This is a genomic window from Tropicibacter alexandrii (assembly GCF_003667315.2).
GTDB lineage: Bacteria > Pseudomonadota > Alphaproteobacteria > Rhodobacterales > Rhodobacteraceae > Tropicibacter > Tropicibacter alexandrii.
In genome coordinates, this window is record NZ_RCTZ02000008.1 from 101566 (window position 1) to 122374 (window position 20809).

Here is a 20809-nt window from a genome sequence, read left to right on the forward strand (position 1 = left end):
CGCCCATGACACCCATCTTCCAAGTCGCCCTCGGCGGCGCGATCGGCGCATCGCTGCGCTACATGACCGGCCTGATGATGGCCCGCCTGCTGGGCAAGGGCTTCCCATGGGGGACGCTGACGGTGAACATCGTCGGCTCATTCCTCATGGGGGTGCTGGTCGTGGTGCTGGCGCAGACCGGCAACCGCTTTGCGCCGCTTCTGATGACCGGGCTGCTGGGCGGCTTCACCACCTTCTCGGCCTTTTCGCTGGACGTGGTGACGCTGTATGAACGGGGGCAAGTGGCGCTGGCGGGCGGCTATGTCGCCGCATCGGTCGCCGTTTCCATCGCCGCGCTGTTCGCGGGATTACTTTTGGCAAGGAGCCTGACATGAGCCGGGTACAGACGATCACCGTGGGGCCGGGCGACGGCGATCAGCGGCTTGACCGCTGGCTCAAGCGCAAGTTCCCGCATCTGGCCCAGACGCGCATCGAAAAGATGTGCCGCAAGGGCGAAATCCGCATCGATGGTGGCCGGGTCAAGGGCTCGACCCGGGTCGAGGTCGGCCAGCAGGTGCGCATCCCGCCGATCCCCGAACCGGGGCAGGTCGAAGGCGCGCAGAAATCGCGCGTTTCGGAAAAGGACGCCAAGCTGATCCGCGACTGCGTGATCTGGCAGGACGAGCATATCATTGCCCTGAACAAGCCCGCCGGTCTGCCCACCCAAGGCGGCAGCAAGCAGACCCGCCATGTGGACGGTCTGGCCGAGGCGCTTCAGGGCGATTACGAGGACAAGCCGCGCCTTGTGCATCGTCTGGACAAGGATACCTCGGGCGTGCTGCTGCTCGCGCGCACGCGCGAGGCGGCCAAGGGGCTGACCGCCGCCATGCGCCACAAGGAAACCCGCAAGATCTACTGGGCCTTGGTCGCTGGCGTTCCGACGCCCTATCTGGGCGAGATCAAGTTCGGGCTGGTCAAGGCCCCCGGCCATGGCTCGGGCGGCGAGAATGAAAAGATGCGCTGCATCCACCCGCGCGAGATCGACGACACGCCCGGCGCCAAGCGCGCACATACGCTGTACGCGACGCTCTACCGGGTCGCCAGCCGTGCGGCATGGGTCGCGATGGAGCCGGTCACGGGCCGCACCCACCAATTGCGCGCGCATATGGCCGAGATCGGGCACCCGATCATCGGAGACGGCAAATATGGTGGCTCGGGTCAGGAAAACCTCGGCGATGGCTGGGGCGCGCAGTTGGGCGGGATCATCTCGAAAAAGCTGCACCTGCACGCGCGGACCATGGGCTTTGTCCATCCGGTCACGCGCAAGCCGGTGGTGATCCACGCGCCCCTGCCCGAGCACATGGCCCAAAGCTGGGAGACGCTGGGCTGGGAGCCGGACTTCGCGGACGAGGACCCGTTCGAGAAGCTGCGATGACCCTGAAACTGGCGATCTTCGACGTGGATGGCACCTTGGTGGACAGTCAAGGCGACATCGTGGCCTCGATGACCGCGGCGTTCGAGCTGTCGAGCCACCCCGCGCCGCCGCGCGATGCGATCTTGCGGCTCGTGGGCCGGGCGCTGGAACTGTCGGTCGCAACGCTCGCCCCCCGTGACGGTGCCGAGGTGCAGGCCGCGATGGTGCAGCGCTACAAGGACACCTACGCCTCGTTACGGCAATCGGGGGGCAACGGCTCGTCTCCATATCCCGGCATCCATGACATGCTGGAACGGTTGGCGCGCATCGACCCGCTGTTGCTGGGGATTGCCACAGGCAAGTCCCGGCGCGGGTTGACCGCGCTGCTGGGCAGTCTCGACTGGGACGTGCGCTTTGTCACGACGCAGGTGGGCGACGACTACCCCTCGAAACCGCACCCGGCCATGCTGCAGGCCTGCCTGTCGGAGACCGGGGTCGACGCGCAAGACGCCGTGATGATCGGCGACACGACCTTTGACATGGATATGGCGCGCGCCGCTGGCATCCCGTTCATCGGCGTTTCGTGGGGCTACCACCCGGCGCGCCAATTGACCGACGCCGTGGCTGTCGTGGACACGGCAGAGGCGCTGGAACAGACAATTCTGACGACATTGGGAGACCTCGCATGAGCGAATGGGCACCTAAACGATTCTGGAAGGAAACCACCGTGACCGAGGCCCCGCAGGGCTTTACCGTCACGCTGGACGGGCGCGGGATCAAGACCCCGGCCAAGACCCCCATCCACGTCCCCACCCGCACGCTGGCCGAGGCGCTGGCCGCGGAATGGGAGGCGCAGGAGGCCAAGGTCAACCCCGCCACCATGCCCTTTACCCGCACGACCAATTCCGCGCTCGACAAGGTGGCGACCCAGCGCGCCGAGGTGGCTGACATGCTGGCGGCCTATGGCGACGCGGACCTGACCTGTTATCGGGCCGGAACGCCCGAGGAACTGGTGGCCCGGCAGGCCGCCGCGTGGGACCCGCTGCTGGACTGGCTGGATTTGACCTTTGGCGCGCGCCTGCATCCGCGCACCGGCGTCATGCACGAACCGCAGGACGCGCGCGCGCTGGACATCCTGCTGCGGCAGGTCCACGCGCTGTCGCCGTTCGAACTGGCTGCGTTCCACGATCTGGTCTCGATGAGCGGTTCGCTTGTGATCGGGTTGGCCGTGACGCGGGGTGTTGACGCCCCGGATGCGTTGTGGGACCTGTCGCGCATCGACGAGACTTGGCAGGAAGAGCAGTGGGGTCGCGACGAAGAGGCCCACGCGCAGGCGGAATACAAGCGAGGCGAATTCCTGCATGCTGCGCGCTATTACGCGATGTGCCTGCCGCAACGGTAGGCAAGGGCCAAATCAGCCTTTCGTCATGGTATCTTACCTTGACCTTGTCGGCGAAATCCGACCAAATTACCCGCGTCGGGGCAGCGTGGCAGGGCTGGCCCGAAAAAGTGCGTGATACGCCCGACGTTCAGGGCAAGAAAGACGGGGTCGGCAGGATCTCAGGAAGAGGGGCGCATGTTCAGAACTATTTTTCTCGTCACGATGGCCCTGACCTCTGGTGCGGCCGTTGCGGGAACGCTGGACGACGTGAAGGCGCGCGGCACCTTGAATTGCGGCGTGAATTCCGGCCTCGTGGGCTTTGCCTCGCAGAACGGGGCGGGGGAATGGTCCGGTTTCGATGTCGGCCTGTGCCGCGCCATTGCCGCCGCCGTGCTGGGCGATCCGACCGCGGTGAGCTTTTTCGAAACCACGTCCTCGTCGCGCTTCACCTCGCTGCTGTCGGGTGAAATCGACGTTCTGGCGCGCAATACCTCGTGGAGCTTCACCAACGATGTCGAGCGCCAGTTGGAGTTCGCCGGGGTGAACTACTACGACGGACAGGGCTTCATGGTGCCGAAATCGCTGGGGATTTCCTCGGCGAAGGAACTGGATGGCCGCACCGTTTGCGTGCAGGCCGACACCACCACGGCGCCGAACCTTGCCGAGTATTTCGCCCGCAACAACATGAGCTACGACCCGATCCCGGTCGAGACCTCCGCCGATGCGCAGGAATTGTACCTGAACGGAGAATGTGAGGTCTACACCACCGACGCCTCGGGGCTGGCCGCGATCCGCGCCACCTTTCAGAACCCGTCCGAGCATGTGCTCCTGCCGGAAATCATCTCGAAAGAGCCGCTCGGCCCCGTTGTCCGCCATGGCGACGACCAGTGGGAGGACGTGGTGCGCTGGGTGCTCAACGCGCTGATCGCCGCCGAGGAACTGGGTGTGACCTCGACCAATCTCGACGAGATGATCGCGGGCAGTGACACGCCCGAGATCAACCGCTTGCTGGGCACCGAGGGAATTCTGGGCGAGGTTCTGGGGCTGAAGCCGGACTGGGCCGCGCAGGCCGTCCGCGCCGGTGGCAATTACGGCGAGCTGTTCGCCCGCAATATCGGGGAAAACACCCCGATCGGCCTGTCGCGCGGGCTGAACGCGCAATGGACGGACGGCGGATTGCTCTACGCGCAGCCGTTCCGCTGAGGGGCTACGTCACTCCGTCAATTCCCGGGGCACCACGAAATCCAGCACGCGGCCCGAGCCGGGCGTCAGGCTCGACCAATCGGGACTGTCGAAATCCACGACCAGCGTCGCGCAGGTCGGGTAGTCGGCGAAGCGCGGATGCGCGGGCGCGCGCGCGGGCAGCGCCCGGGCAAAGGCCGCGATACCCGGATTGTGCCCGATCATCAGAACACAGTCTGCACGCGCGGCCTGCAGGGTTTCCAACATGACCGAGGCGGGGGCATGGTACAGCGCTTGGTCGAATTCGGTCGCGGCCTCGACGTCCAAACCGGCCAGCGTTTCGCGGGTGCGGGTGGCGGTCGAGCACAGGACCTCGTCCGGAAGATACCCTTTGGACCGCAGCCAGTCGCCCAATGCCTTGGCCGACCGCAGGCCGCGCTTGTTCAACGGGCGGGCGTGATCGTCCAACTCCATCGACCAGTCGGACTTGGCATGGCGCATCAGGATCAGGCGTTTCATGGGCGGTGAGCTTTCACGAAGGCATCCATGTGGAAGGCAGATTGCCCGGCACGGCGGTGGAAGCCGGTGTCGGTCGGACAGGCGCGGCGGGCAAGGCAGCCCCGGCTGCGGCAGGTTTCGCCCGCGTCGGTGGTGATGTGATCGAGACAACGCGCCACGTCATAGGGGTGATCCGCCGACAGGGCGCCGACCGGGCAGGCGGTGGTGCAGGGCGCGGCGCAGCCTGTGCAGGGCTGTCGCCCGGGCGCTGGAACGGGCAGGGCGCGCGGCAGGGCAATGGCGCCACGATAGCTGATGAACAGCCCGGCGTCGTCATGCACCATGGGACCCACGGGCGAGATCCAAGCCCGCCCGCTGGCCAGCGCCCAACTGACGAAGGGCGCATAGGGCGGGCCGTCGAAGGGGAACAGGGCGGTGCCGCCCTCGGCGCTTGCAAGATCGCAGATCACGCGGCGCGACCAGCGGTCGAGCGGATGCGGCGCGCCATCGCCATATTCGTCTGACGCGGTGAACTGCGCCCAGAAGGCCGGTTCGTCCGGGCCGAGCAGGACAAGCGTGCGGGTCCCCGGCGGCGCGCCGTCCACGGGACCTTCAAGGGCCCCGCGGATGGTCAGGCCGACGGCCCGGGCGCGGTCATCGAGCGCCCTCACTCGTTCAGCTTGGGCAGGTCGGCATTGCGGATCAGCGAGCCCGAGCCGTGTTCGGTGAACAGTTCCAGAAGGCAGGCATTCTCGACCCGCCCGTCGATGATGACGACGCCACGCACGCCCTCCTCGATGGCCTTCAGAGCGGTCTCGGTCTTGGGGATCATGCCGCCTGCGATGACGCCATCGGCGGTCATCTGGCGCACCTCGTCCGGGGTCAGTTGGGTGACGACCTGACCTTCGGTGTTCTTGACGCCCTGCACATCGGTCAGCAACAGCAGGCGGTCGGCCTTGAGCGCCCCCGCGATGGCGCCTGCGGCGGTATCGCCGTTGACGTTGAACGTCTCGAGCGGGTCCATGCCCGTGGCGACGGGGGCCACGACGGGGATGATCCCGGCGTTGAAAAGGTCGCGCAGCACCTGAACGTTCATCTCGATCGGGCGACCGACAAAGCCCAGTTCGGGGTCGTCCGCTTCGCACACGATCAGGTCATCGTCCTTGCCCGACAGGCCAACGGCGCGGCCGCCCTCATCCATGATCGCCTGCACGATGCGCTTGTTCACGAGGCCGGTCAGCACCATCTCGACCACCTCGACGGTGGCCTGATCGGTGACGCGCTTGCCCCGGACAAAGCGGCTTTCGATGTTGAGCTTGGCGAGCATCTCGTTGATCATCGGGCCGCCGCCATGCACGACGACCGGGTTCACGCCGACCTGACGCATCAGGACGATGTCGCGCGCGAAAGACGCCATGGCATCGGCGTCCCCCATGGCGTTGCCACCGAATTTGACGACGACGACGGCACCCGAGTAGCGCTGCATGTAGGGCAGCGCCTCTGACAGCGTGCGGGCGGTGGCGATCCAGTCCTGGTTCATGTTGCGTGGTCTCATTGTCTGTCCCCGAAAAGGCTGGTTTCGACCATGCCTGTTCTGTGCGGGGATTGCCAGAGGGGAGGCGGGGCCAGCCCCGCCCGACGCCCTGTCGTGCCGGATCAGACGAGGCCCGCGATGATCGACCGCAGCGTCGGGATGCCGTCGCCATATTCGGACGAGGTCACCACCAGTTCGGGATAGGCGGCGGGGTGTTTGGCCAGTTTCCCGCGCACCTGATCGAGGATCTTGTTTCGATCCGCCGCCTTCACCTTGTCCTCCTTGGTGAGGACCACCTGAAAGGTCACCGCAGAGCGGTCGAGCAGGGTCATGATCTCGTCATCCACAGCCTTCACGCCATGCCGATGGTCGATCAGCACGAAGGCGCGGCGCAGCGATTGCCGCCCGGACAGGTAGTTCTTCAGCAAGGCTTGCCATTTCTCGACGACGGCGACCGGGGCATTGGCGAAACCATAGCCGGGCAGGTCGACCAGATAGCGGTCCGCGCCGAGCGTGAAATAGTTGATTTCCTGCGTCCGGCCGGGGGTGTTCGACGCGCGGGCCAGCCCCTTGCGTCCGGTCAGCGCGTTGATCAGGCTTGATTTTCCAACATTGGAACGCCCGGCAAAGCAGACCTCGATCCGGTCGTCGGGGGGCAGGCCATCCATGGCGACCACGCCTTTGAGGAAATCGACATCGCCGACGAACAACTTGCGCGCGGCTTCGCGCGTGGCGTCATCGGGCGCTTCGGCAAGGGGGAAAGGCAGGGTCATCGCAGCACCTCTACAGGGTCGTTCAAATGCACCGGGCCACCGCGGGTCACGCGCGCCTTGACCGAAAAGTCGCGGTGCCCAAAGCGGTCGAGCGTGGCGAGAATGTCGGCATCGCGTTCACCGGTGGCAGGGTTGGCATGGGTGGCGAGGCAGCGCTCGGTCCGGCCAAGGATTTCGAGCACGGCCTGCCCGATGCGGATGCGCTTGCCGATCCAGTCGAATTCGGCCCAAGGCGCGGCGCCGTCGATCCATAGGTTGCCGCGCCAGCGGGCGATGTCGAGCGCCACCCCGAGCGATGTCTCAATCGCCCGGTGGGAGGCCATGTTGCACAGCGTGATATCGCCCTTCGAACTGTCGAGGAATTGCCGCCCCCCGGCGCGCAGCAGCCGCGCGGGTTGGGGGCGGTTCTCGGGAACGAAGCCCCGTAGCCAGTCCAGCAGCGCCGCCGCCTCCGTATCGGGGGCAAAGGTCAGGTTCGGGCGTTCGGGATGTGACAGGGTCAGGCTGCGGTCGTCGATCATGCGCGCGGTGATCGCGGCCAGCTTGGGAGAGCCGGCCACGCGGGTGAAGTTCCGGCAGGACGCCCATTCGGACCCGTCGACATCTGTCGCATCATGCGCCACCGCCCAAAGCCGGTCGAACGGCAGGGGCAGACCCTCTGACAAAAGAACGGACGCGAGGGGCTCGCGTCCGTGGCTCTTGATCGGGTATCGCCAGATCCGGGTGACCGTGGCGGTCATTTCTGATCGGCTTTCTTGCGCTTGAAGCCCTTCTTGATGTTGCCGAACACGTCCGGTTTGGCCCCGTGGCTGCGCATGATGATGTATTGCTGGGTGAAGGTGATGGTGTTGTTCGCGATCCAGTAAACCACGAGGCCCGAGGCAAAACCGCCCAGCATGAACATGAACACCCAAGGCATCCATGCAAAGATCATCTGCTGCGTCGGGTCGGCGGGCGCCGGGTTCAGTTTCTGTTGCAGCCACATCGAGATGCCCAGCAGGATCGGCAGGATGCCGATGAAGACCAGCGCGAGGATGCTGCCCGCTTCGGGCGCGGCCCATGGGAAGGCGCCGAACAGGTTCCACAGCGAGGTCGGGTCCGGTGCGGACAGGTCATTGAACGGGCCGAAGAAGTCGGCATGGCGCAATTCGAGCGTGACGAAGATCACCTTGTAAAGACTGAAGAAGATCGGGATCTGCAGAAGGATCGGCAAACAGCCTGCGGCCGGATTGACCTTTTCCTTCTTGTAGAGCGCCATCATCTCCTTCTGGAGCATCTCGCGGTTGTCACCGACGCGCTCCTTGATCTTTTCCATCTCGGGCTGCAATTCCTTCATCTTCGCCATCGAGACGTAGGATTTGTAGGCCAGCGGGAAGAGGATCGCCTTGATCAGCAAGGTCAGCACGATGATCGCGACGCCCATATTGCCGATGGCTGCGTTGAGCCAGTGCAGCACGGCGAAGATCGGCTTGGTCAGGAAGAAGAACCAGCCCCAGTCGATCGAGTCGAGGAACCCTTCGATGCCGGACTTCTCGTACTCACGGATGGTTTCCCATTCCTTGGCCCCGGCAAACAGCTGGGTCGTCACGGCCTGTTGCGCCCCGGCCTCGACCTGCATCGTCGGCAGCACGGCCTCGGTCTGATAGATATCGCTGCGCTCGTTATACTTGGCGACCTGTTTGAACGCGGTGCCGGGGGCAGGGATCAGCGACGTCATCCAGTAGTGGTCGGTGAAACCAATCCAGCCGTTTTCCGCTACTTGCGTGACCTCGGCGCGGGCGCCTTCGTTCTGGTTCACGTCGAAATCCGGCATGTCGGCGTAGTCGATTTCAGCCAGAGTGCCGTCAGCCATGGCCACGACACCCTCGTGCAGGATGAAGAAGTTCTTACGGTTGGCGGGTTCGCCGTGCCGCGCGATGATGCCATAGGGCGCGAGCGAAACCGCAGAGTCACCCGGGTTCTCGACGCTTTGCGTGATGGTAAAGAGGTAATCCTGATCGACCGAGATCGCGCGGCGGAAGATCAGGCCCGACGGACTGTCCCAGCGCAGGATGACCGGGCTCTCCGTGGTGAGGGTCTCGCCGGTCTCGATGGTCCATTCGGTATTCGCGCCCGGAACATCCTCGAGGTCGAGTCCCGCGCCGGGTGCCCAGCCGTAAAGCGCGTAATAAGCGCCCTGCTGGCCCGCCGGTTCGAGGATCTGGACGATTGGCGAATCCGGTTCGACCTCTTCGGTGTAGTCCTTGAGACGCAGATCGTCGATCCGACCCCCGGTGAGGGAAATCGTACCCTCGAGGCGCGGCGTATCAAGCGGCACGCGCGGGGCTTCGGCCGCGTCGACCGCATCCGGCGCGGGCGTTGCGCCACCGGGCGCGGCGGACGGTACGCCCGCCACGTCGGCCGTGCCGGGTGCTGCGGTTTCGCCCGCCACGGGGGCATTGGGGTCTTCGGCCGGTGGCGTCGGGGGGAAGAACACCATCCAGACCAGGATCACGAGCGAACTGAGAACGGTCGCGATGATGAGGTTCTTGTTCTGGTCGTCCATTGCGACAGCCGCCTTTCCCTTGAAAAGTCACCGCTGGGTTCAAACCTCACGCGCCTCAAAGGTCAAGCGGAATCCCGGATTATTGCCGGTTCTGCGGCACATCGCTGCGGGTTTCCCGGGCTGCGCGGGTCCTCGATACCTCGCAGCGCCGGCTTTCCGGAAGGCACGCCCGGTGCTTTAGCCAGAGCTGCGGCCAAGGCGATGTGCGCCTGCGATGCGTTCCGCATGTTCGGTCGCCCAGTCGACCATCTGGTCGGGCGGCATGGGGCGCGCGATGCCGAAGCCTTGAACGTGATCGCAGCCAAGTTGCGCAAGGAGCGCATGTTCCCCAACACTTTCCACGCCCTCAGCAAGGGTTTCCAGGCCGAGGCGATCGGCCATGCCGAGGATGGCCGCCAGCATGCGGTGCTGGTCCTCGTCCCGATCGACCCGCGTGACGAAGCTGCGATCGATCTTCAGCCGGTGCACCTTGAAACGCCGCAGCGAGGTGATCGAGGCATGTCCGGTGCCGAAGTCGTCGAGGTCGATATGGCAGCCCATTTCGCCCAAGGTCACGATATTGCGAGCAACCACACCTTCGGGCGCGCCGGCAATCACCGTTTCGAGCACTTCGATGCCCAAGCGCTGGGGCGTCAGTCCGAAACGGTCCAACTCCCATTGGATTCGCTCCACCAAACGGGGGTCGCGCAATTCGCTGTCCGAGAAGTTCACGCTGACCCGCGGAATCGACAGCCCGGCCTGGTCCCAGCTGCGCAACGCGGTCAAAGCATGTTGCAGGATGACCTCGCTGAGGCGCTGCATCTTGCCGGTTTCCTCGAGCACGCGCAGGAACTGCGCAGGCGGGACGATCCCGCGCTCGGGGTGAATCCAGCGCGCGAGCGCCTCGACACCGCTGATCGCGCCGGTCGACGTGCAGACCTGCGGCTGAAACCAAGGCTGGATCTGGCCATTGGCCAGCGCCCGGTCAATCTCGGATTTCAGCGATGTCTGGTCGCGATGCGCCGCGCGCATGTTCTCGGACCAGGCGCGGATCGCCGAAGGACCGTTGGTGATGGCCTCGGCCAGGGCAACCTGTGCGGCTTCGAGCATCTGTTTGCCGGTGGCATCGTCGAGCAGGCGGCTGCTGCCGCAAAAGCCGACTGAGGCTGACAGGTAGCGGGTCGCATGTTCGATCAAGGCAGGCTCCTCGACCGAGGACTGAAGCCGGGTCGCCAATTGCAGCAGCGCCTCAAGGTCGAGGCGCAGCGACGGCGCCAAGAGAATCATGAAGCGGTTGTCGCTGAGCCGGACCGCATGATCGCCACGGCGCAAGGTGTTGCGCAGCCGGCTGAGCGACAGGTCGCGCATCGAATCGGCGGTTGCCGCCCCCGCGCGTTCCGCGACATCGCTGAATCCATCGAGTTCCAGCAGGATGCACCCGGTTGCAAGATTGGCGCCCCGAGCCCGTTGCAGGGCCTTTTCGGCAAGTTCCGCCGCACCGGCCATATTGACGAAGTCACTGTCCGGGTCGATCGGACTGCCCGCCGTCGGTTCGGCCGAATGGCCGGTGAACACGAAAAGCAGCGGCATTCCCAAGGCTGCGACGACCAAAAAAGGTTCGCCCCCCAACCAGAAAGCCGCCAAAACGGCCGCGGGCAGGAATGCCAATGCCTGCGGCCCGTGAAACAGCTTGCGTGTCCAGTTTTGCACCCTAGCAATGCGTGCGGTCATGCCCGCCATGAGCAGCGCCCTTTCCCCAAGTCTTCGGGGACAAATTAAGGGCAATCCGTAACTCGGATATTAATGCAGGTCCGGGATATCGCTCGAATTCGTCCAGTTTACGCTACGCAACAGCCCCGCAAAGTCGAAGAGCTTGGGGTCGAGCATGTGCGACGGGCGGATATTCATCAGCGCCCGGAACATGACATTGCGCCGTCCGGGGCTGTTTTTCTCCCATCCATCAAGGATTTGCTTGACCTGTTGACGCTGCAACCCGTCTTGAGAGCCGCACAGGTCGCATGGAATCACCGGGTAATCCATCGCACGGGCGAATCGCTCGCAATCGGCCTCGGCCACATGGGCGAGGGGGCGGTAGACGAACAGGTCGCCTTCCTCGTTGACCAGCTTGGGTGGCATCGTGGCCAGACGCCCCCCGTGGAACAGGTTCATGAAGAAGGTCTCGAGGATGTCATCGCGGTGATGGCCCAGCACGACGGCGCTGCAGCCTTCCTCGCGGGCGACGCGGTACAGGTGGCCACGGCGCAGACGTGAGCAGAGCGCGCAATAGGTGCGCCCAGCGGGGACCTTGTCGGTGACGATGGAGTAGGTGTCCTGATATTCGATCCGATGGGGAACGCCCATTTTCTCAAGAAATTCAGGCAGAACCGTCGCCGGAAAGCCCGGCTGACCCTGATCGAGATTGCAGGCCAGAAGCTCGACCGGCAGCAGGCCGCGCCATTTCAGTTCATGCAGGACCGCCAGCAGCGTATAGCTATCCTTGCCGCCGGACAGGCAGACCAACCAGCGCGCGCCGGGTTCGATCATGCCGTATTGCTCGACCGCCTCGCGCACGTCCTGCACCAGCCGCTTGCGCAGCTTCTTGAACTCGGTGGTCTTCGGGGCGCCGTGGAAAAGCGGGTGGATGTCGTCGCCGTCGTCCAGCATGTGCAAACCTCAATCCGGTACGTTGTCGATGCCGGAGCCACCCAGCGGATTGCAGCGCCCGATGCGCCGAAGCGCCAGCCAGCTGCCCTTGATCGCGCCATGCTTTTCCAGCGCCTCGAGCGCATAGGCCGAGCAGGTCGGGTGGAAGCGGCAGCCATGCCCGACCCAAGGCGACAGCACCAGCCTGTAGGCGCGCACGGGCAGGGCGGCGATATGGGCAAGCGGGGTCATGCGTGGGCCTTGCGCAAGGCGCGGCGCAGGTCGTCCTGCAACGCCTCGAAATTGCGCGTGTCAGTTTGCTCACGCCGGCCAATCAGCACGTAATCCCAGCCATCCCGCCCGAGTTCGGGCAAGATCAGGCGCGCGATCTCGCGCAGGCGGCGCTTGGCCCGGTTGCGGGCCACGGCATTGCCGACCTTCTTGGAACAGGTGAACCCGACGCGCACCCCGTCGGCCTCGCCCTCGGGGCGTTTGCGCGCCTGCAACAGGAAGGACCCGGCAGGCACACGCTTTGCCTGTGCGGCCTTGAGGAACTCGGCGCGCTTTTTCAGGACGGGCAACTGGGCGTGGCTTTGGGGCATGAGAACCTGCGCAACATGCAAAAGGGTCGCCGCGGATTGCCCCGGGCGACCTTTTTGCAGGCAATCACAGCCTCGTCCGGGGACGAGGGCTGGGACTTATGCGCTCAGGCTCTTGCGGCCGCGGGCGCGGCGTGCGTTCAGAACCTTGCGGCCAGCTTTGGTGGCCATGCGGGCGCGGAACCCGTGGCGACGCTTGCGAACCAGGTTCGACGGCTGAAAAGTGCGTTTCATCGCGGCTACTCCGTGTCATGGACCCGCGGCGAAGGTGACTCGCACGGGCTAGGCATTCGAAGCCCTGCCTATAGGCGGGCATTTGCGCCCTGTCAAACGGGGAATCGGGCCTTGTTGCAACATTCATGACGGTTTTCGCAGGGGAAATGTTTCAACACGGGGCGGGAAGGCGGGATTCCTCACGATCCGGCCGCCCGGCGGTCAAGGGGCCGTGATAGACCTGTCGCGCGGGCCGGGGAAGGGGCATGTTTGGACCTGACCGCAAAAGGAACCCGACGTGACCGAGATGACCCAGAGCAAACCCCGGCGACACTGGCCGCTGATCGTGATCGGCGCCGTCGCCGTCATCGGCTTTTTCACCCTGCGGGACACGCTGACCTTCGACACGCTGCGCGACAACCGCGAGGCGCTGCTGTCCTTGCGCAACGATCATTTCGCGCTGATGGCGGGGGCCTTCGTCGCGATCTACGTGGCCATCGTGGCATTTTCGCTGCCCGGCGCGGCGGTTGCCTCGGTCACCGGGGGCTTTCTGTTCGGGCTCTGGATGGGCACCGCGTTCAACGTGGTGGCGGCGACGATCGGCGCGACGGGGATCTTTCTCGCGGCGCGGGCGGGTCTTGGCCGCAGCCTTGCCGCGAAGATGGAGACATCGGACGGCACGCTCAAGCGGGTCAAGGAGGGCTTGCACGACAACGAGATCAGCGTGCTGCTGATCCTGCGGCTGGTGCCGCTGGTGCCGTTCTTCGTGGCCAATCTGGTGCCTGCGCTGGTGGGTGTCGGATTGCGCAATTTCGTCTGGACGACGGCGGTCGGGATCATTCCGGGCGCGCTGGTGTTTACCTCCATTGGGGTGGGGCTGGGTGAGGTCTTTGACCGTGGGGAAAGCCCGGACCTGTCGCTGTTTTGGGCGCCGGAGGTGATCGGGCCGATCCTTGGCCTCGCGGCCCTCGCGGCGCTGCCCATCGTAATCAAGGCCGTGCGCGGCAAGGGAGCCCTGTGATGAAGGTGATAGAGACGGATATTCTTGTGATCGGCGCTGGCTCCGGCGGGCTGTCGGTCGCGGCGGGCGCGGTGCAGATGGGGGCAAAGGTCGTCCTGCTGGAGGCCGGCGAGATGGGCGGCGACTGTCTGAATTACGGCTGCGTCCCGTCCAAGGCGCTGATCGCCAGCGCCTCGATCGCGCACCAGATGCGCAACGCGCAGGTTTACGGCATCGCCAATGTCGAGCCTCAGGTCGACTATGCCGCCGGGCAATCCCATGTGGCGGATGTGATCGCCCAGATTGCCCCGGTGGACAGTCAGGAACGGTTCGAAGAACTTGGCGTCACGGTGATCCGGGAATTTGGCCGGTTCGTCTCGGACCGCGAGGTCGAGGCGGGCGACACGCGGATCAAGGCGCGTCGGATCGTCATTGCCACCGGCTCCAGCCCGCTGGTGCCGCCGATCCCGGGGCTGGACAAGGTGCCCTATCTGACCAACGAAACCCTGTGGGAGCAGACCACGCGCCCGGATCACCTGCTGATCATCGGCGGCGGTCCCATCGGCCTTGAAATGGCGCAGGCGCATCGGCGGCTGGGCAGCCGCGTCACCGTGATCGAGGGCTCGAAAGCGCTGGGCAAGGACGACCCCGAACTGTCCTCCATCGTTCTCGACAACCTGCGCGCCGAGGGGATCGAGATCGTCGAACAGGCGCAAGCCGCAAAGATCCACGGCACCGAAGGCGCTCTGACCGTCGAGACGGAGGACGGGCGCAGCTTCACCGGATCGCATCTGCTGGTCGCCGTGGGGCGGCGGGCGAACACCGAGGGCATGAACCTCGACAAGGCCGGGATCGAAACGAGCCGCGCCGGGATCAAGGTCGACGCCCATCTCAAGACCACCAATGCCCGCGTCTATGCCATCGGCGACGTGGCAGGCGGGCTGCAATTCACCCATATGGCGGGCTATCAGGCGGGGATCGTCATCCGGTCGGCGGTGTTTGGCCTGCCTGCCAAGGCCTCGACCGCACATATCCCGTGGGCTACCTATACCAAGCCCGAACTGGCGCAATGCGGCCTGACAGAGGCGCAGGCACGCGAGGAACACGGCGACCGGATGGAGGTTGCGCGCTTTGAATACCACCACAACGACCGCGCCATCGCCGAGCGCAAGACCAAGGGTCTGATCAAGGTCATGGTGGTCAAGGGGCGGCCCGTCGGCGCGTCCATCGTCGGCCATCAAGCGGGCGAATTGATCGGGCTGTGGTCGCTGGCCATCAACAGCAAGCTGAAAATGTCCGCCATTTCGGGCATGGTCGCCCCTTATCCGACGATTGCAGAACTTAACAAACGTGCCGCAGGGGCCTATTTCTCTCCCAGATTGTTTGAAAATGACAAGGTAAAGGCGGTCGTCCGGCTGATTCAGCGCTGGCTGCCCTGAGGTGCGAATGCTCAATTCCTTATCAGGACGTTTCCTGATCCTGACCGTGATTTTCGTGATGCTGGCCGAAGTGCTGATCTTCGTGCCCTCGATCGCGCGCTTTCGCGAGGATTACCTGCTGGCGCGGCTGGAACGGGCGCAGATCGCCTCGCTTGCGCTGTTGGCCGACGACATGCTCAGCGAGGATCTGGAGAAGGAATTGTTGCAAAATGCCGGGGTTTACAATGTGGTGCTTCGCCGCGACCAGATCCGGCAACTGGTGCTGAACTCGCCGCTGCCCGACATGGTCGCCAGTACCTATGATCTGCGCGAGGCGATGGCCTTTGATCTGGTGCGCGATGCAATGTTGCGGCTGGCCGACCCCGAACCGCGTGTGATCCGGGTGATCGGCGTGCCCTCGCTGGATGCGGGGCAGTTGATCGAGGTGACGATGGACAGCGGCCCGCTGCGCACGGCGATGATCGATTATGGCTTGCGCATCCTGTGGCTGTCGGCGCTGATTTCCATCGTGACGGCGGTGATGCTGTTCCTTGCGGTCCGGGTGCTGCTGGTCAAGCCGATCAAGGGGGTCGTCGGGCAGATGCAGAACTATGCCGCCGCCCCCGAGGATGCCCGCCGCATCATCACGCCCTCTGCCACCGTGCGCGAATTGCGCGAGGCCGAGGATGCGCTGAAGGCGCTGGAAACCCAGCTGACCCAGTCGCTGAAGCAAAAGGAGCGGCTGGCGCAACTGGGCGGGGCCGTCGCCCGCGTCAGCCACGATTTGCGCAACATCCTGACCTCGGCGCAGCTGTTCACCGACCGGATCGAGATGTCCGAGGACCCGGCGGTCAAACGCATGGCGCCCAAGCTGGTGAACTCAATCACCCGTGCCGTGTCGCTGTGTGAAAACACGCTGGCCTTTGGCCGGGCCGAGGAACCGGCGCCGACCCTGACCCTGTTCAACCTGTCGGAACTGACCAACGAGGTGCTGGAGGCCGAGCGGCTGGCCATCGGCGATGACGATATCAGCCTGTCCGAAGATGTACCCGCCAGTCTGATGCTGCGCGGCGACCCCGAACAGATCTACCGCGTCCTGTCCAACCTCGTGCGCAATGCCCGGCAGGCGCTGGCCGCGACCGGGCAGCATGGCGAGATCAGCGTGGCTGCCACCACCGAGGAGGATGACTGGGTCATCACCGTCACCGATACCGGCCCCGGCCTGCCGCCCAAGGCGCGCGAACACCTGTTCCAGCCGTTTCAGGGCGGAGTGCGCAAGGGCGGCTCGGGCCTTGGGCTGGCCATCGTCGCGGAACTGGTCAAGGGCCATGGCGGCACCTTGTCCCTGCGCCGCACGGACGAGACCGGCACCTGTTTCGAGGTCCGTATGCCGATGGGCCAGATGATCTGAAAAAATCTGAAAAAAGCCCTTGCGGAGGTCACGCACCATCTGTAAACCCCGCCCTCACGGACCGATAGCTCAGCTGGATAGAGTACTTGACTACGAATCAAGGGGTCGGGGGTTCGAATCCTCCTCGGTCCGCCATCAAAAAGCCCCGCAAACGCGGGGCTTTTTGTTTTTCTGCGTCTTGCCAGTCACTTGCAAGCGCGGGGATGCCCACCCGGTAGGCGGCACCCCCGGTCCGGGACTAGTCCACGCTCAGCCCGCTGGGTACCGCGTCGGGCCGCCCGAGCGGGCGTTGCAAAGCGGTCTTGCCGGTCAGCGCGTTCAGGAAGGCCTCTAGCGCGTCGATATCGTCCTCGATCATCGTCACCGGCGTCAGGTCGAGGAAAGCGACCTGACGGGCCATTTCCTCGCTGTCGTCGAGCACCGCGAAATCCCCCGTCAGCCCGTCGATCTGCGGCAGCCGGGCCATGCCCGGCGTCCATGCGCTGCGGGTGGTCAACGGATCGCACATATGGCGGATCATGTCGCGCAGGGTCGGGTAGGCCCCGTTATGGCCATAGGGCGCGGTCAGCGCCACGTTGCGCAGCGACGGCGTGCGGAAGCGGTACGCATCGGCGGGGTTCTTCGTCGTCTCCATCCGGCCAAGGTCGCGAGGGCGCGTATCGCCGTCGAAGGGCCGCCCCGGCCCGAATTGCGGCACACCCACGGCATAGAAATTCTGGTCGGTGAACAGTGGTCCGGCATGGCAGGTCGAACACCCCGCATCGCCAAAGAACAGCTCGCGCCCGCGTTCGGCCAAGGCGGGCAGCGGTTTGCCTTGGGTGATGTAGTCGTCCCACGGGCTGTCATGGCTTTGCCATTCCGTCCCGATGAATGCCGCGAGGGCATTGGCGATCTCGACGATGGTGATGTCGTCCGGCGAATTCACGTTGCGAAAGGCGCGTTTGAACAGACGCTGGTAGTCCGGCACGGCGCGGACGCGGTCCGCAACCATGTCCCAGCCGTGATCGATCCGGTCATCGAAGGCGACGGCCAGTGGGTTCTCATCCGTGCCCCCCGCCATCTCGGCGGGCGAGCTCATGGGAAACAGCGCCTGCGCCGCCAGAACCGAATTCAACCCGGCGGGCAGCAGCGCGCCCGCGGGGCTTTGGAAAGAAGCGCTCTTGCTGTCCAGCTGTTCGACCCGGCCATCGTGGAACATCACACGGACATCCTCGTGGCCAAGGTTCCACAAGGCGGGCGCGTTGCGCGGGATGCGGGCCGAGACGGGCACCACGGCATGGCGCTGATCCGCCAGCCCTTCGCCGCCCTCGCCGATGCCAAGGCTCAGCCCATCGGTGCTGTTCAGATCGTGGTGATGGCACGTCCCGCAAGAGATGTTCTGATTGCCCGAAAGCAGCTTGTCATAGAACAGCAACTGGCCCAATTCCGCCTGCTTGCGGTCGAACTGGATGTAATCATCGGGTGAAATCGTCTGGGCCACGGCGGCGGGGGCCAGCGTCAGAGATGTCAGAGCCAATACGGCTGCGGCTTTCAGGGTCGAAAAGGACATGAGAGGACCAAGTGTTATGAAAATCACGGACTGATGACGAAAATGTTATCAGCCCGCCGACACTTGGCAAGTGTGGTAAATCACACCTTAAATCACCCCAACATGCAGATTTTTCCGACAAACCACGGGTTATCCCCAGATCGTTTCCGGATCGTGGAAAGCGTCCCGAAGACGGACCGAATCAGGGGGTCGGGGTGAAGGTGCCGTATTGTCCGTTCTGGAACAGCAGCGGACGTCCCTCGCGCGTGGTGACGCGCGTGACCTGACCCACGACGATCGAATGATCGCCCGCGTCATGCACGGCCACCTGCCGACATTCGAAGCGCGACAGGCAGCCCTCGATCAGGGGGGTCTTTCCGGCACCCTCGACCCAGGACAGGCTGTCGAAGATATCGCCATTGCGCGCGAACCCGGCGCAGAGGTCGCGCTGTTCCTCGCTCAGCACATGGATCGCGAAATGCGAGGCGGCCACGTAGAACGGGTAGCGCGACGAGGATTTCGCAGGCGCCCACAGCACCAGCGGCGGGTCCAGCGACAGTGACGAAAACGAGTTCGCCGTGATCCCGAGCGGCCCGGTGCCGGTGTCGCAGGTCACGATCGTCACGCCCGTGCCGAAACGGCCCAGGGCCTCGCGGAAGGCGCGGGGGTCGGCTTCGGCCGGGTCAAAGCTGTGGGGCATGGCGGTCATCAAGATTCCTTACGGGACTTCGTGGCCGAGGGCGAGCGTGTAGAGTTCGAACCAAGTCTGTCGGTCCATCGCGATGCGGCCAGCATCGCCGATCCGCCGGATGCGGTCCAGATTGTTGGTGCCCAGAACCGGCAGGATGCCCGCCGGATGGGCAAGCAGCCATGCAATGGCGGCGGCAGAGGCATCGGTGTCATGCGCCGCGCCGATCTCGGTCAGGCGGGCGCGCAGGTCGGCATTGGCCTCGGCGAACAGAGTGCCGCCACCCAGCGGCGACCACGCCATGATCGGCTGGCCGTGACGCTGGTGAAAGGCCACGTCACCATTGGTGAAGGGCGCGTTCTGCATCAGGCTGATCTCGATCTGGTTTGTGGCCAGCGGGGCCTTCATCGCCGATTGCAGCAGGTCCCAGTCCCACGGGCGGAAGTTCGAAACGCCCACCGCGCGCACCTTGCCGCTTGCGATCACCTCGTCCAGCGCGGCGCCGGTCTCATGATGGTCCATGAAGGGATCGGGGCGGTGGATCAGCAGCAGGTCGATATGGTCGATGCCCATCAGCCGCAGCGAATGGTCGACCGAGGCCATGATGTGCGCGCGCGAGGTGTCATAGTATTTCACGCGGGCGGTTTGGTACCGGCCCACCGGCGCGACGATATCGCATTTGGTGACGATCTCGACCCGGTTGCGCAGGTCGGGCGTCAGCGCGGCGCCGAGGATTTCCTCGGCCATGTAGCCGCCATAGATGTCGGCTTGGTCCAGCGTGGTGATGCCCTGATCCAGACAGGCCTCGATCTTGGCCCGGACGTAGTCGGGCGAGGTGTCGCTGTCATCGCCCAGCCGCCACATGCCGTAGACCAGCCGGCTCAGCTCCAGTTCATCCGTCAGGCGCACCCGTTCCATGAATTTCCCCTTCTTGCGCCGTCAGGCGGTCTTGATGTGTCCGGCGCGGCTGGCCCATAGATATGGGGCGCGGACATGGTGTCCAGTTGCGTGGTGCAATTTCATCTTGCCGGTCCGACTGTCCTAATCGGTCAAGCTGACCGAAAAAGGGCAGGCGGGGGGCCGCCCTGCAAAACTGCGCGATACTGGCATTTCTGCCGCACCTTTGTTCCTTTCCTTGGCATAGACCGGGATTTCGAGTAAATCAATGCTGTATCAATCGGAGCGCCCGGATGTCCGACCGCCATGCCCTGCCGCTATATCTGCAAATCTCCGAGATGCTGATCCGCGAGATCAATGCCGGTCGCATCGCGGATGGGCAGCGCCTGCCGCCGGAACGGGACTATGCGGCGCAACTGGGGATCTCGGTCGGGACCTTGCGCAAGGCGCTGGGTGATCTGGCGGACAAGGGGCTGGTCGAGCGCATACAGGGCTCGGGCAACTACATCCGGGCGCGGGCCGATGTGCAATCGGTCTATGCCTTCTTTCGTGTCGAGTTGCTGGAGGGCGGTGGCCTGCCCACCGCCGAGTTGCTGGATGTCGACCGGGTGGCCAAGCCGGACGACCTGCCTGCCTTCGGTCGGTCGGACGGGGCGCTGCGCATCCGCCGCCTGCGGCGTCTGAACGGGCAGCCTGCCATCCTCGAGGAAATCTGGCTGGACGTGGCCTATGCGCCCGCCCTGTCGCGCAAGGACCTCTCGGAATCCCTCTACCTGACCTATCGAGAAAAGCTGGGCCTGTGGATCACCGGCGCCGAAGACCGCATGTCCGTCGCGCCGGTGCCGGACTGGGCGCCCGCCAGCTATGGCCTTGCGCCGGGAACGCTGACCTTGCTGGCCACCCGCGTCAGTGTCTCGCGCGAGGGCGAGCGGGTAGAGGTCAGTCGCGGCTACATCGACACGACGGTCGCCACTTACGTCGCGCGGTTGAAGTAGCGGCGGCACATCTTGCAGGTTGCGCGCGCGCTGCCCATGCCAGCCCCGCGTGCGTGTCGGCTGTTTCCCCGGGGTCAAAAGTGCCGCATTTTGGCCACAATTCGGGGGGCAAAAGCCGGGAAACACCGGTTT

The 20809-nt window shown here is 64.8% G+C and carries 23 protein-coding genes and 1 tRNA gene; 10 read left to right on the top strand and 14 right to left on the bottom strand.

Features of this window, described 5'->3' with window-relative positions; all coding sequences use genetic code 11:
* Positions 1-5 precede the first annotated feature (5 nt).
* The 5 genes from crcB to D8Z78_RS12365 all read left to right on the top strand — a co-directional run bounded on the left by crcB (position 6) and on the right by D8Z78_RS12365 (position 3977).
* Complete coding sequence (crcB, locus tag D8Z78_RS12345) at positions 6-374, top strand: fluoride efflux transporter CrcB (protein ID WP_121631251.1); 369 nt, start codon at positions 6-8, stop codon at positions 372-374.
* On the top strand, positions 371-1414 hold the full coding sequence (locus tag D8Z78_RS12350) for an RluA family pseudouridine synthase (protein WP_121631252.1): 1044 nt from the start codon (positions 371-373) through the stop codon (positions 1412-1414). The genes crcB and D8Z78_RS12350 overlap by 4 nt, the downstream gene beginning before the upstream one ends.
* A complete protein-coding gene (locus tag D8Z78_RS12355) occupies positions 1411-2082 on the top strand; it encodes an HAD-IA family hydrolase (protein ID WP_121631253.1) in 672 nt (223 codons plus the stop codon). Before D8Z78_RS12350 ends, D8Z78_RS12355 begins: the two co-directional genes overlap by 4 nt.
* Complete coding sequence (locus D8Z78_RS12360; protein WP_121631254.1) at positions 2079-2795, top strand: ATP12 family chaperone protein; 717 nt, start codon at positions 2079-2081, stop codon at positions 2793-2795. Before D8Z78_RS12355 ends, D8Z78_RS12360 begins: the two co-directional genes overlap by 4 nt.
* Positions 2796-2969: 174 nt before the next feature.
* Complete coding sequence (locus tag D8Z78_RS12365) at positions 2970-3977, top strand: amino acid ABC transporter substrate-binding protein (RefSeq protein ID WP_121631255.1); 1008 nt, start codon at positions 2970-2972, stop codon at positions 3975-3977.
* 9 nt (positions 3978-3986) lie between these two features.
* On the opposite strand, the gene D8Z78_RS12370 is transcribed toward D8Z78_RS12365, so the two are convergent.
* The 11 genes from D8Z78_RS12370 to rpmH form a co-directional block, all read right to left on the bottom strand.
* Positions 3987-4475, bottom strand: coding sequence for a SixA phosphatase family protein (locus D8Z78_RS12370; protein WP_121631256.1), 489 nt, complete (start codon positions 4473-4475; stop codon positions 3987-3989).
* Positions 4472-5125 (bottom strand): ferredoxin, encoded by a 654-nt coding sequence (locus tag D8Z78_RS12375; RefSeq protein WP_121631257.1) that lies wholly within the window; start codon positions 5123-5125, stop codon positions 4472-4474. The genes D8Z78_RS12370 and D8Z78_RS12375 overlap by 4 nt, the downstream gene beginning before the upstream one ends.
* Entirely contained in the window at positions 5122-6009 is an 888-nt protein-coding gene (gene argB / locus D8Z78_RS12380; protein ID WP_121631258.1) for an acetylglutamate kinase, read from the bottom strand. The genes D8Z78_RS12375 and argB overlap by 4 nt, the downstream gene beginning before the upstream one ends.
* A gap of 101 nt (positions 6010-6110) precedes the next feature.
* Positions 6111-6761 (bottom strand): ribosome biogenesis GTP-binding protein YihA/YsxC, encoded by a 651-nt coding sequence (yihA, locus tag D8Z78_RS12385; RefSeq protein WP_121631259.1) that lies wholly within the window; start codon positions 6759-6761, stop codon positions 6111-6113.
* A complete protein-coding gene (locus D8Z78_RS12390; RefSeq protein ID WP_121631260.1) occupies positions 6758-7501 on the bottom strand; it encodes an MOSC domain-containing protein in 744 nt (247 codons plus the stop codon). Before D8Z78_RS12390 ends, yihA begins: the two co-directional genes overlap by 4 nt.
* Positions 7498-9306, bottom strand: a complete 1809-nt coding sequence (yidC, locus tag D8Z78_RS12395) for a membrane protein insertase YidC (protein ID WP_121631261.1) — start codon at positions 9304-9306, stop codon at positions 7498-7500. The genes D8Z78_RS12390 and yidC overlap by 4 nt, the downstream gene beginning before the upstream one ends.
* A gap of 177 nt (positions 9307-9483) precedes the next feature.
* Entirely contained in the window at positions 9484-11016 is a 1533-nt protein-coding gene (locus D8Z78_RS12400) for a putative bifunctional diguanylate cyclase/phosphodiesterase (RefSeq protein WP_206169680.1), read from the bottom strand.
* A gap of 69 nt (positions 11017-11085) precedes the next feature.
* Positions 11086-11949 (bottom strand): tRNA 2-thiocytidine(32) synthetase TtcA, encoded by an 864-nt coding sequence (ttcA, locus tag D8Z78_RS12405; RefSeq protein WP_121631262.1) that lies wholly within the window; start codon positions 11947-11949, stop codon positions 11086-11088.
* Between the two features lie 9 nt (positions 11950-11958).
* On the bottom strand, positions 11959-12180 hold the full coding sequence (gene yidD / locus D8Z78_RS12410; protein ID WP_121631263.1) for a membrane protein insertion efficiency factor YidD: 222 nt from the start codon (positions 12178-12180) through the stop codon (positions 11959-11961).
* Positions 12177-12530: a ribonuclease P protein component gene (gene rnpA, locus D8Z78_RS12415; protein ID WP_121631295.1), complete on the bottom strand. Its 354-nt coding sequence runs from the start codon at positions 12528-12530 to the stop codon at positions 12177-12179. The genes yidD and rnpA overlap by 4 nt, the downstream gene beginning before the upstream one ends.
* A 96-nt stretch (positions 12531-12626) precedes the next feature.
* On the bottom strand, positions 12627-12761 hold the full coding sequence (rpmH, locus tag D8Z78_RS12420) for a 50S ribosomal protein L34 (RefSeq protein ID WP_028092427.1): 135 nt from the start codon (positions 12759-12761) through the stop codon (positions 12627-12629).
* A 286-nt stretch (positions 12762-13047) separates the two neighbouring features.
* Between rpmH and D8Z78_RS12425 the strand changes: the two genes are divergently transcribed.
* The 4 genes from D8Z78_RS12425 (at position 13048) to D8Z78_RS12440 (ending at position 16704) form a co-directional block, all read left to right on the top strand.
* Complete coding sequence (locus D8Z78_RS12425; RefSeq protein ID WP_121631296.1) at positions 13048-13761, top strand: TVP38/TMEM64 family protein; 714 nt, start codon at positions 13048-13050, stop codon at positions 13759-13761.
* On the top strand, positions 13761-15179 hold the full coding sequence (locus D8Z78_RS12430; RefSeq protein WP_121631264.1) for a dihydrolipoyl dehydrogenase family protein: 1419 nt from the start codon (positions 13761-13763) through the stop codon (positions 15177-15179). Before D8Z78_RS12425 ends, D8Z78_RS12430 begins: the two co-directional genes overlap by 1 nt.
* 7 nt (positions 15180-15186) lie before the next feature.
* A complete protein-coding gene (locus D8Z78_RS12435; RefSeq protein WP_121631265.1) occupies positions 15187-16569 on the top strand; it encodes a sensor histidine kinase in 1383 nt (460 codons plus the stop codon).
* A 58-nt stretch (positions 16570-16627) separates the two neighbouring features.
* Positions 16628-16704: transfer RNA gene (locus D8Z78_RS12440), tRNA-Arg, on the top strand.
* A gap of 103 nt (positions 16705-16807) precedes the next feature.
* Here the strand turns inward: D8Z78_RS12440 and D8Z78_RS12445 are convergent.
* From D8Z78_RS12445 to D8Z78_RS12455, 3 genes are all read right to left on the bottom strand, one after another.
* Positions 16808-18118 carry a cytochrome-c peroxidase gene (locus D8Z78_RS12445; protein WP_121631266.1) on the bottom strand — a complete coding sequence of 437 codons (1311 nt, stop codon included), beginning with the start codon at positions 18116-18118 and terminating at the stop codon, positions 16808-16810.
* 181 nt (positions 18119-18299) lie between these two features.
* On the bottom strand, positions 18300-18806 hold the full coding sequence (locus D8Z78_RS12450; protein ID WP_121631267.1) for a flavin reductase family protein: 507 nt from the start codon (positions 18804-18806) through the stop codon (positions 18300-18302).
* Positions 18807-18815: 9 nt separating this feature from the next.
* The gene (locus tag D8Z78_RS12455) at positions 18816-19703 is read right to left on the bottom strand and encodes an aldo/keto reductase (RefSeq protein WP_121631268.1); all 888 of its coding nucleotides are present in this window, start codon (positions 19701-19703) and stop codon (positions 18816-18818) included.
* 272 nt (positions 19704-19975) lie between these two features.
* Between D8Z78_RS12455 and D8Z78_RS12460 the strand changes: the two genes are divergently transcribed.
* On the top strand, positions 19976-20677 hold the full coding sequence (locus D8Z78_RS12460; RefSeq protein WP_121631269.1) for a GntR family transcriptional regulator: 702 nt from the start codon (positions 19976-19978) through the stop codon (positions 20675-20677).
* Positions 20678-20809 lie beyond the last annotated feature (132 nt).

Bases quoted from the DNA above. Each gene is read 5' to 3' on its own strand.
- rpmH (WP_028092427.1), bottom strand. From the start codon at position 12,761: ATGAAACGCACTTTTCAGCCGTCGAACCTGGTTCGCAAGCGTCGCCAC.
- D8Z78_RS12455 (WP_121631268.1), bottom strand. From the start codon at position 19,703: ATGGAACGGGTGCGCCTGACGGATGAACTGGAGCTGAGCCGGCTGGTC.
- D8Z78_RS12350 (WP_121631252.1), top strand. From the start codon at position 371: ATGAGCCGGGTACAGACGATCACCGTGGGGCCGGGCGACGGCGATCAG.
- D8Z78_RS12460 (WP_121631269.1), top strand. From the start codon at position 19,976: ATGTCCGACCGCCATGCCCTGCCGCTATATCTGCAAATCTCCGAGATG.
- yidC (WP_121631261.1), bottom strand. From the start codon at position 9,306: ATGGACGACCAGAACAAGAACCTCATCATCGCGACCGTTCTCAGTTCG.
- D8Z78_RS12390 (WP_121631260.1), bottom strand. From the start codon at position 7,501: ATGACCGCCACGGTCACCCGGATCTGGCGATACCCGATCAAGAGCCAC.
- D8Z78_RS12360 (WP_121631254.1), top strand. From the start codon at position 2,079: ATGAGCGAATGGGCACCTAAACGATTCTGGAAGGAAACCACCGTGACC.
- ttcA (WP_121631262.1), bottom strand. From the start codon at position 11,949: ATGCTGGACGACGGCGACGACATCCACCCGCTTTTCCACGGCGCCCCG.
- yidD (WP_121631263.1), bottom strand. From the start codon at position 12,180: ATGACCCCGCTTGCCCATATCGCCGCCCTGCCCGTGCGCGCCTACAGG.
- D8Z78_RS12425 (WP_121631296.1), top strand. From the start codon at position 13,048: ATGACCCAGAGCAAACCCCGGCGACACTGGCCGCTGATCGTGATCGGC.
- D8Z78_RS12365 (WP_121631255.1), top strand. From the start codon at position 2,970: ATGTTCAGAACTATTTTTCTCGTCACGATGGCCCTGACCTCTGGTGCG.
- D8Z78_RS12435 (WP_121631265.1), top strand. From the start codon at position 15,187: ATGCTCAATTCCTTATCAGGACGTTTCCTGATCCTGACCGTGATTTTC.
- D8Z78_RS12450 (WP_121631267.1), bottom strand. From the start codon at position 18,806: ATGACCGCCATGCCCCACAGCTTTGACCCGGCCGAAGCCGACCCCCGC.
- D8Z78_RS12355 (WP_121631253.1), top strand. From the start codon at position 1,411: ATGACCCTGAAACTGGCGATCTTCGACGTGGATGGCACCTTGGTGGAC.
- rnpA (WP_121631295.1), bottom strand. From the start codon at position 12,530: ATGCCCCAAAGCCACGCCCAGTTGCCCGTCCTGAAAAAGCGCGCCGAG.
- yihA (WP_121631259.1), bottom strand. From the start codon at position 6,761: ATGACCCTGCCTTTCCCCCTTGCCGAAGCGCCCGATGACGCCACGCGC.
- argB (WP_121631258.1), bottom strand. From the start codon at position 6,009: ATGAGACCACGCAACATGAACCAGGACTGGATCGCCACCGCCCGCACG.
- D8Z78_RS12430 (WP_121631264.1), top strand. From the start codon at position 13,761: ATGAAGGTGATAGAGACGGATATTCTTGTGATCGGCGCTGGCTCCGGC.
- D8Z78_RS12445 (WP_121631266.1), bottom strand. From the start codon at position 18,118: ATGTCCTTTTCGACCCTGAAAGCCGCAGCCGTATTGGCTCTGACATCT.
- D8Z78_RS12370 (WP_121631256.1), bottom strand. From the start codon at position 4,475: ATGAAACGCCTGATCCTGATGCGCCATGCCAAGTCCGACTGGTCGATG.
- crcB (WP_121631251.1), top strand. From the start codon at position 6: ATGACACCCATCTTCCAAGTCGCCCTCGGCGGCGCGATCGGCGCATCG.
- D8Z78_RS12400 (WP_206169680.1), bottom strand. From the start codon at position 11,016: ATGACCGCACGCATTGCTAGGGTGCAAAACTGGACACGCAAGCTGTTT.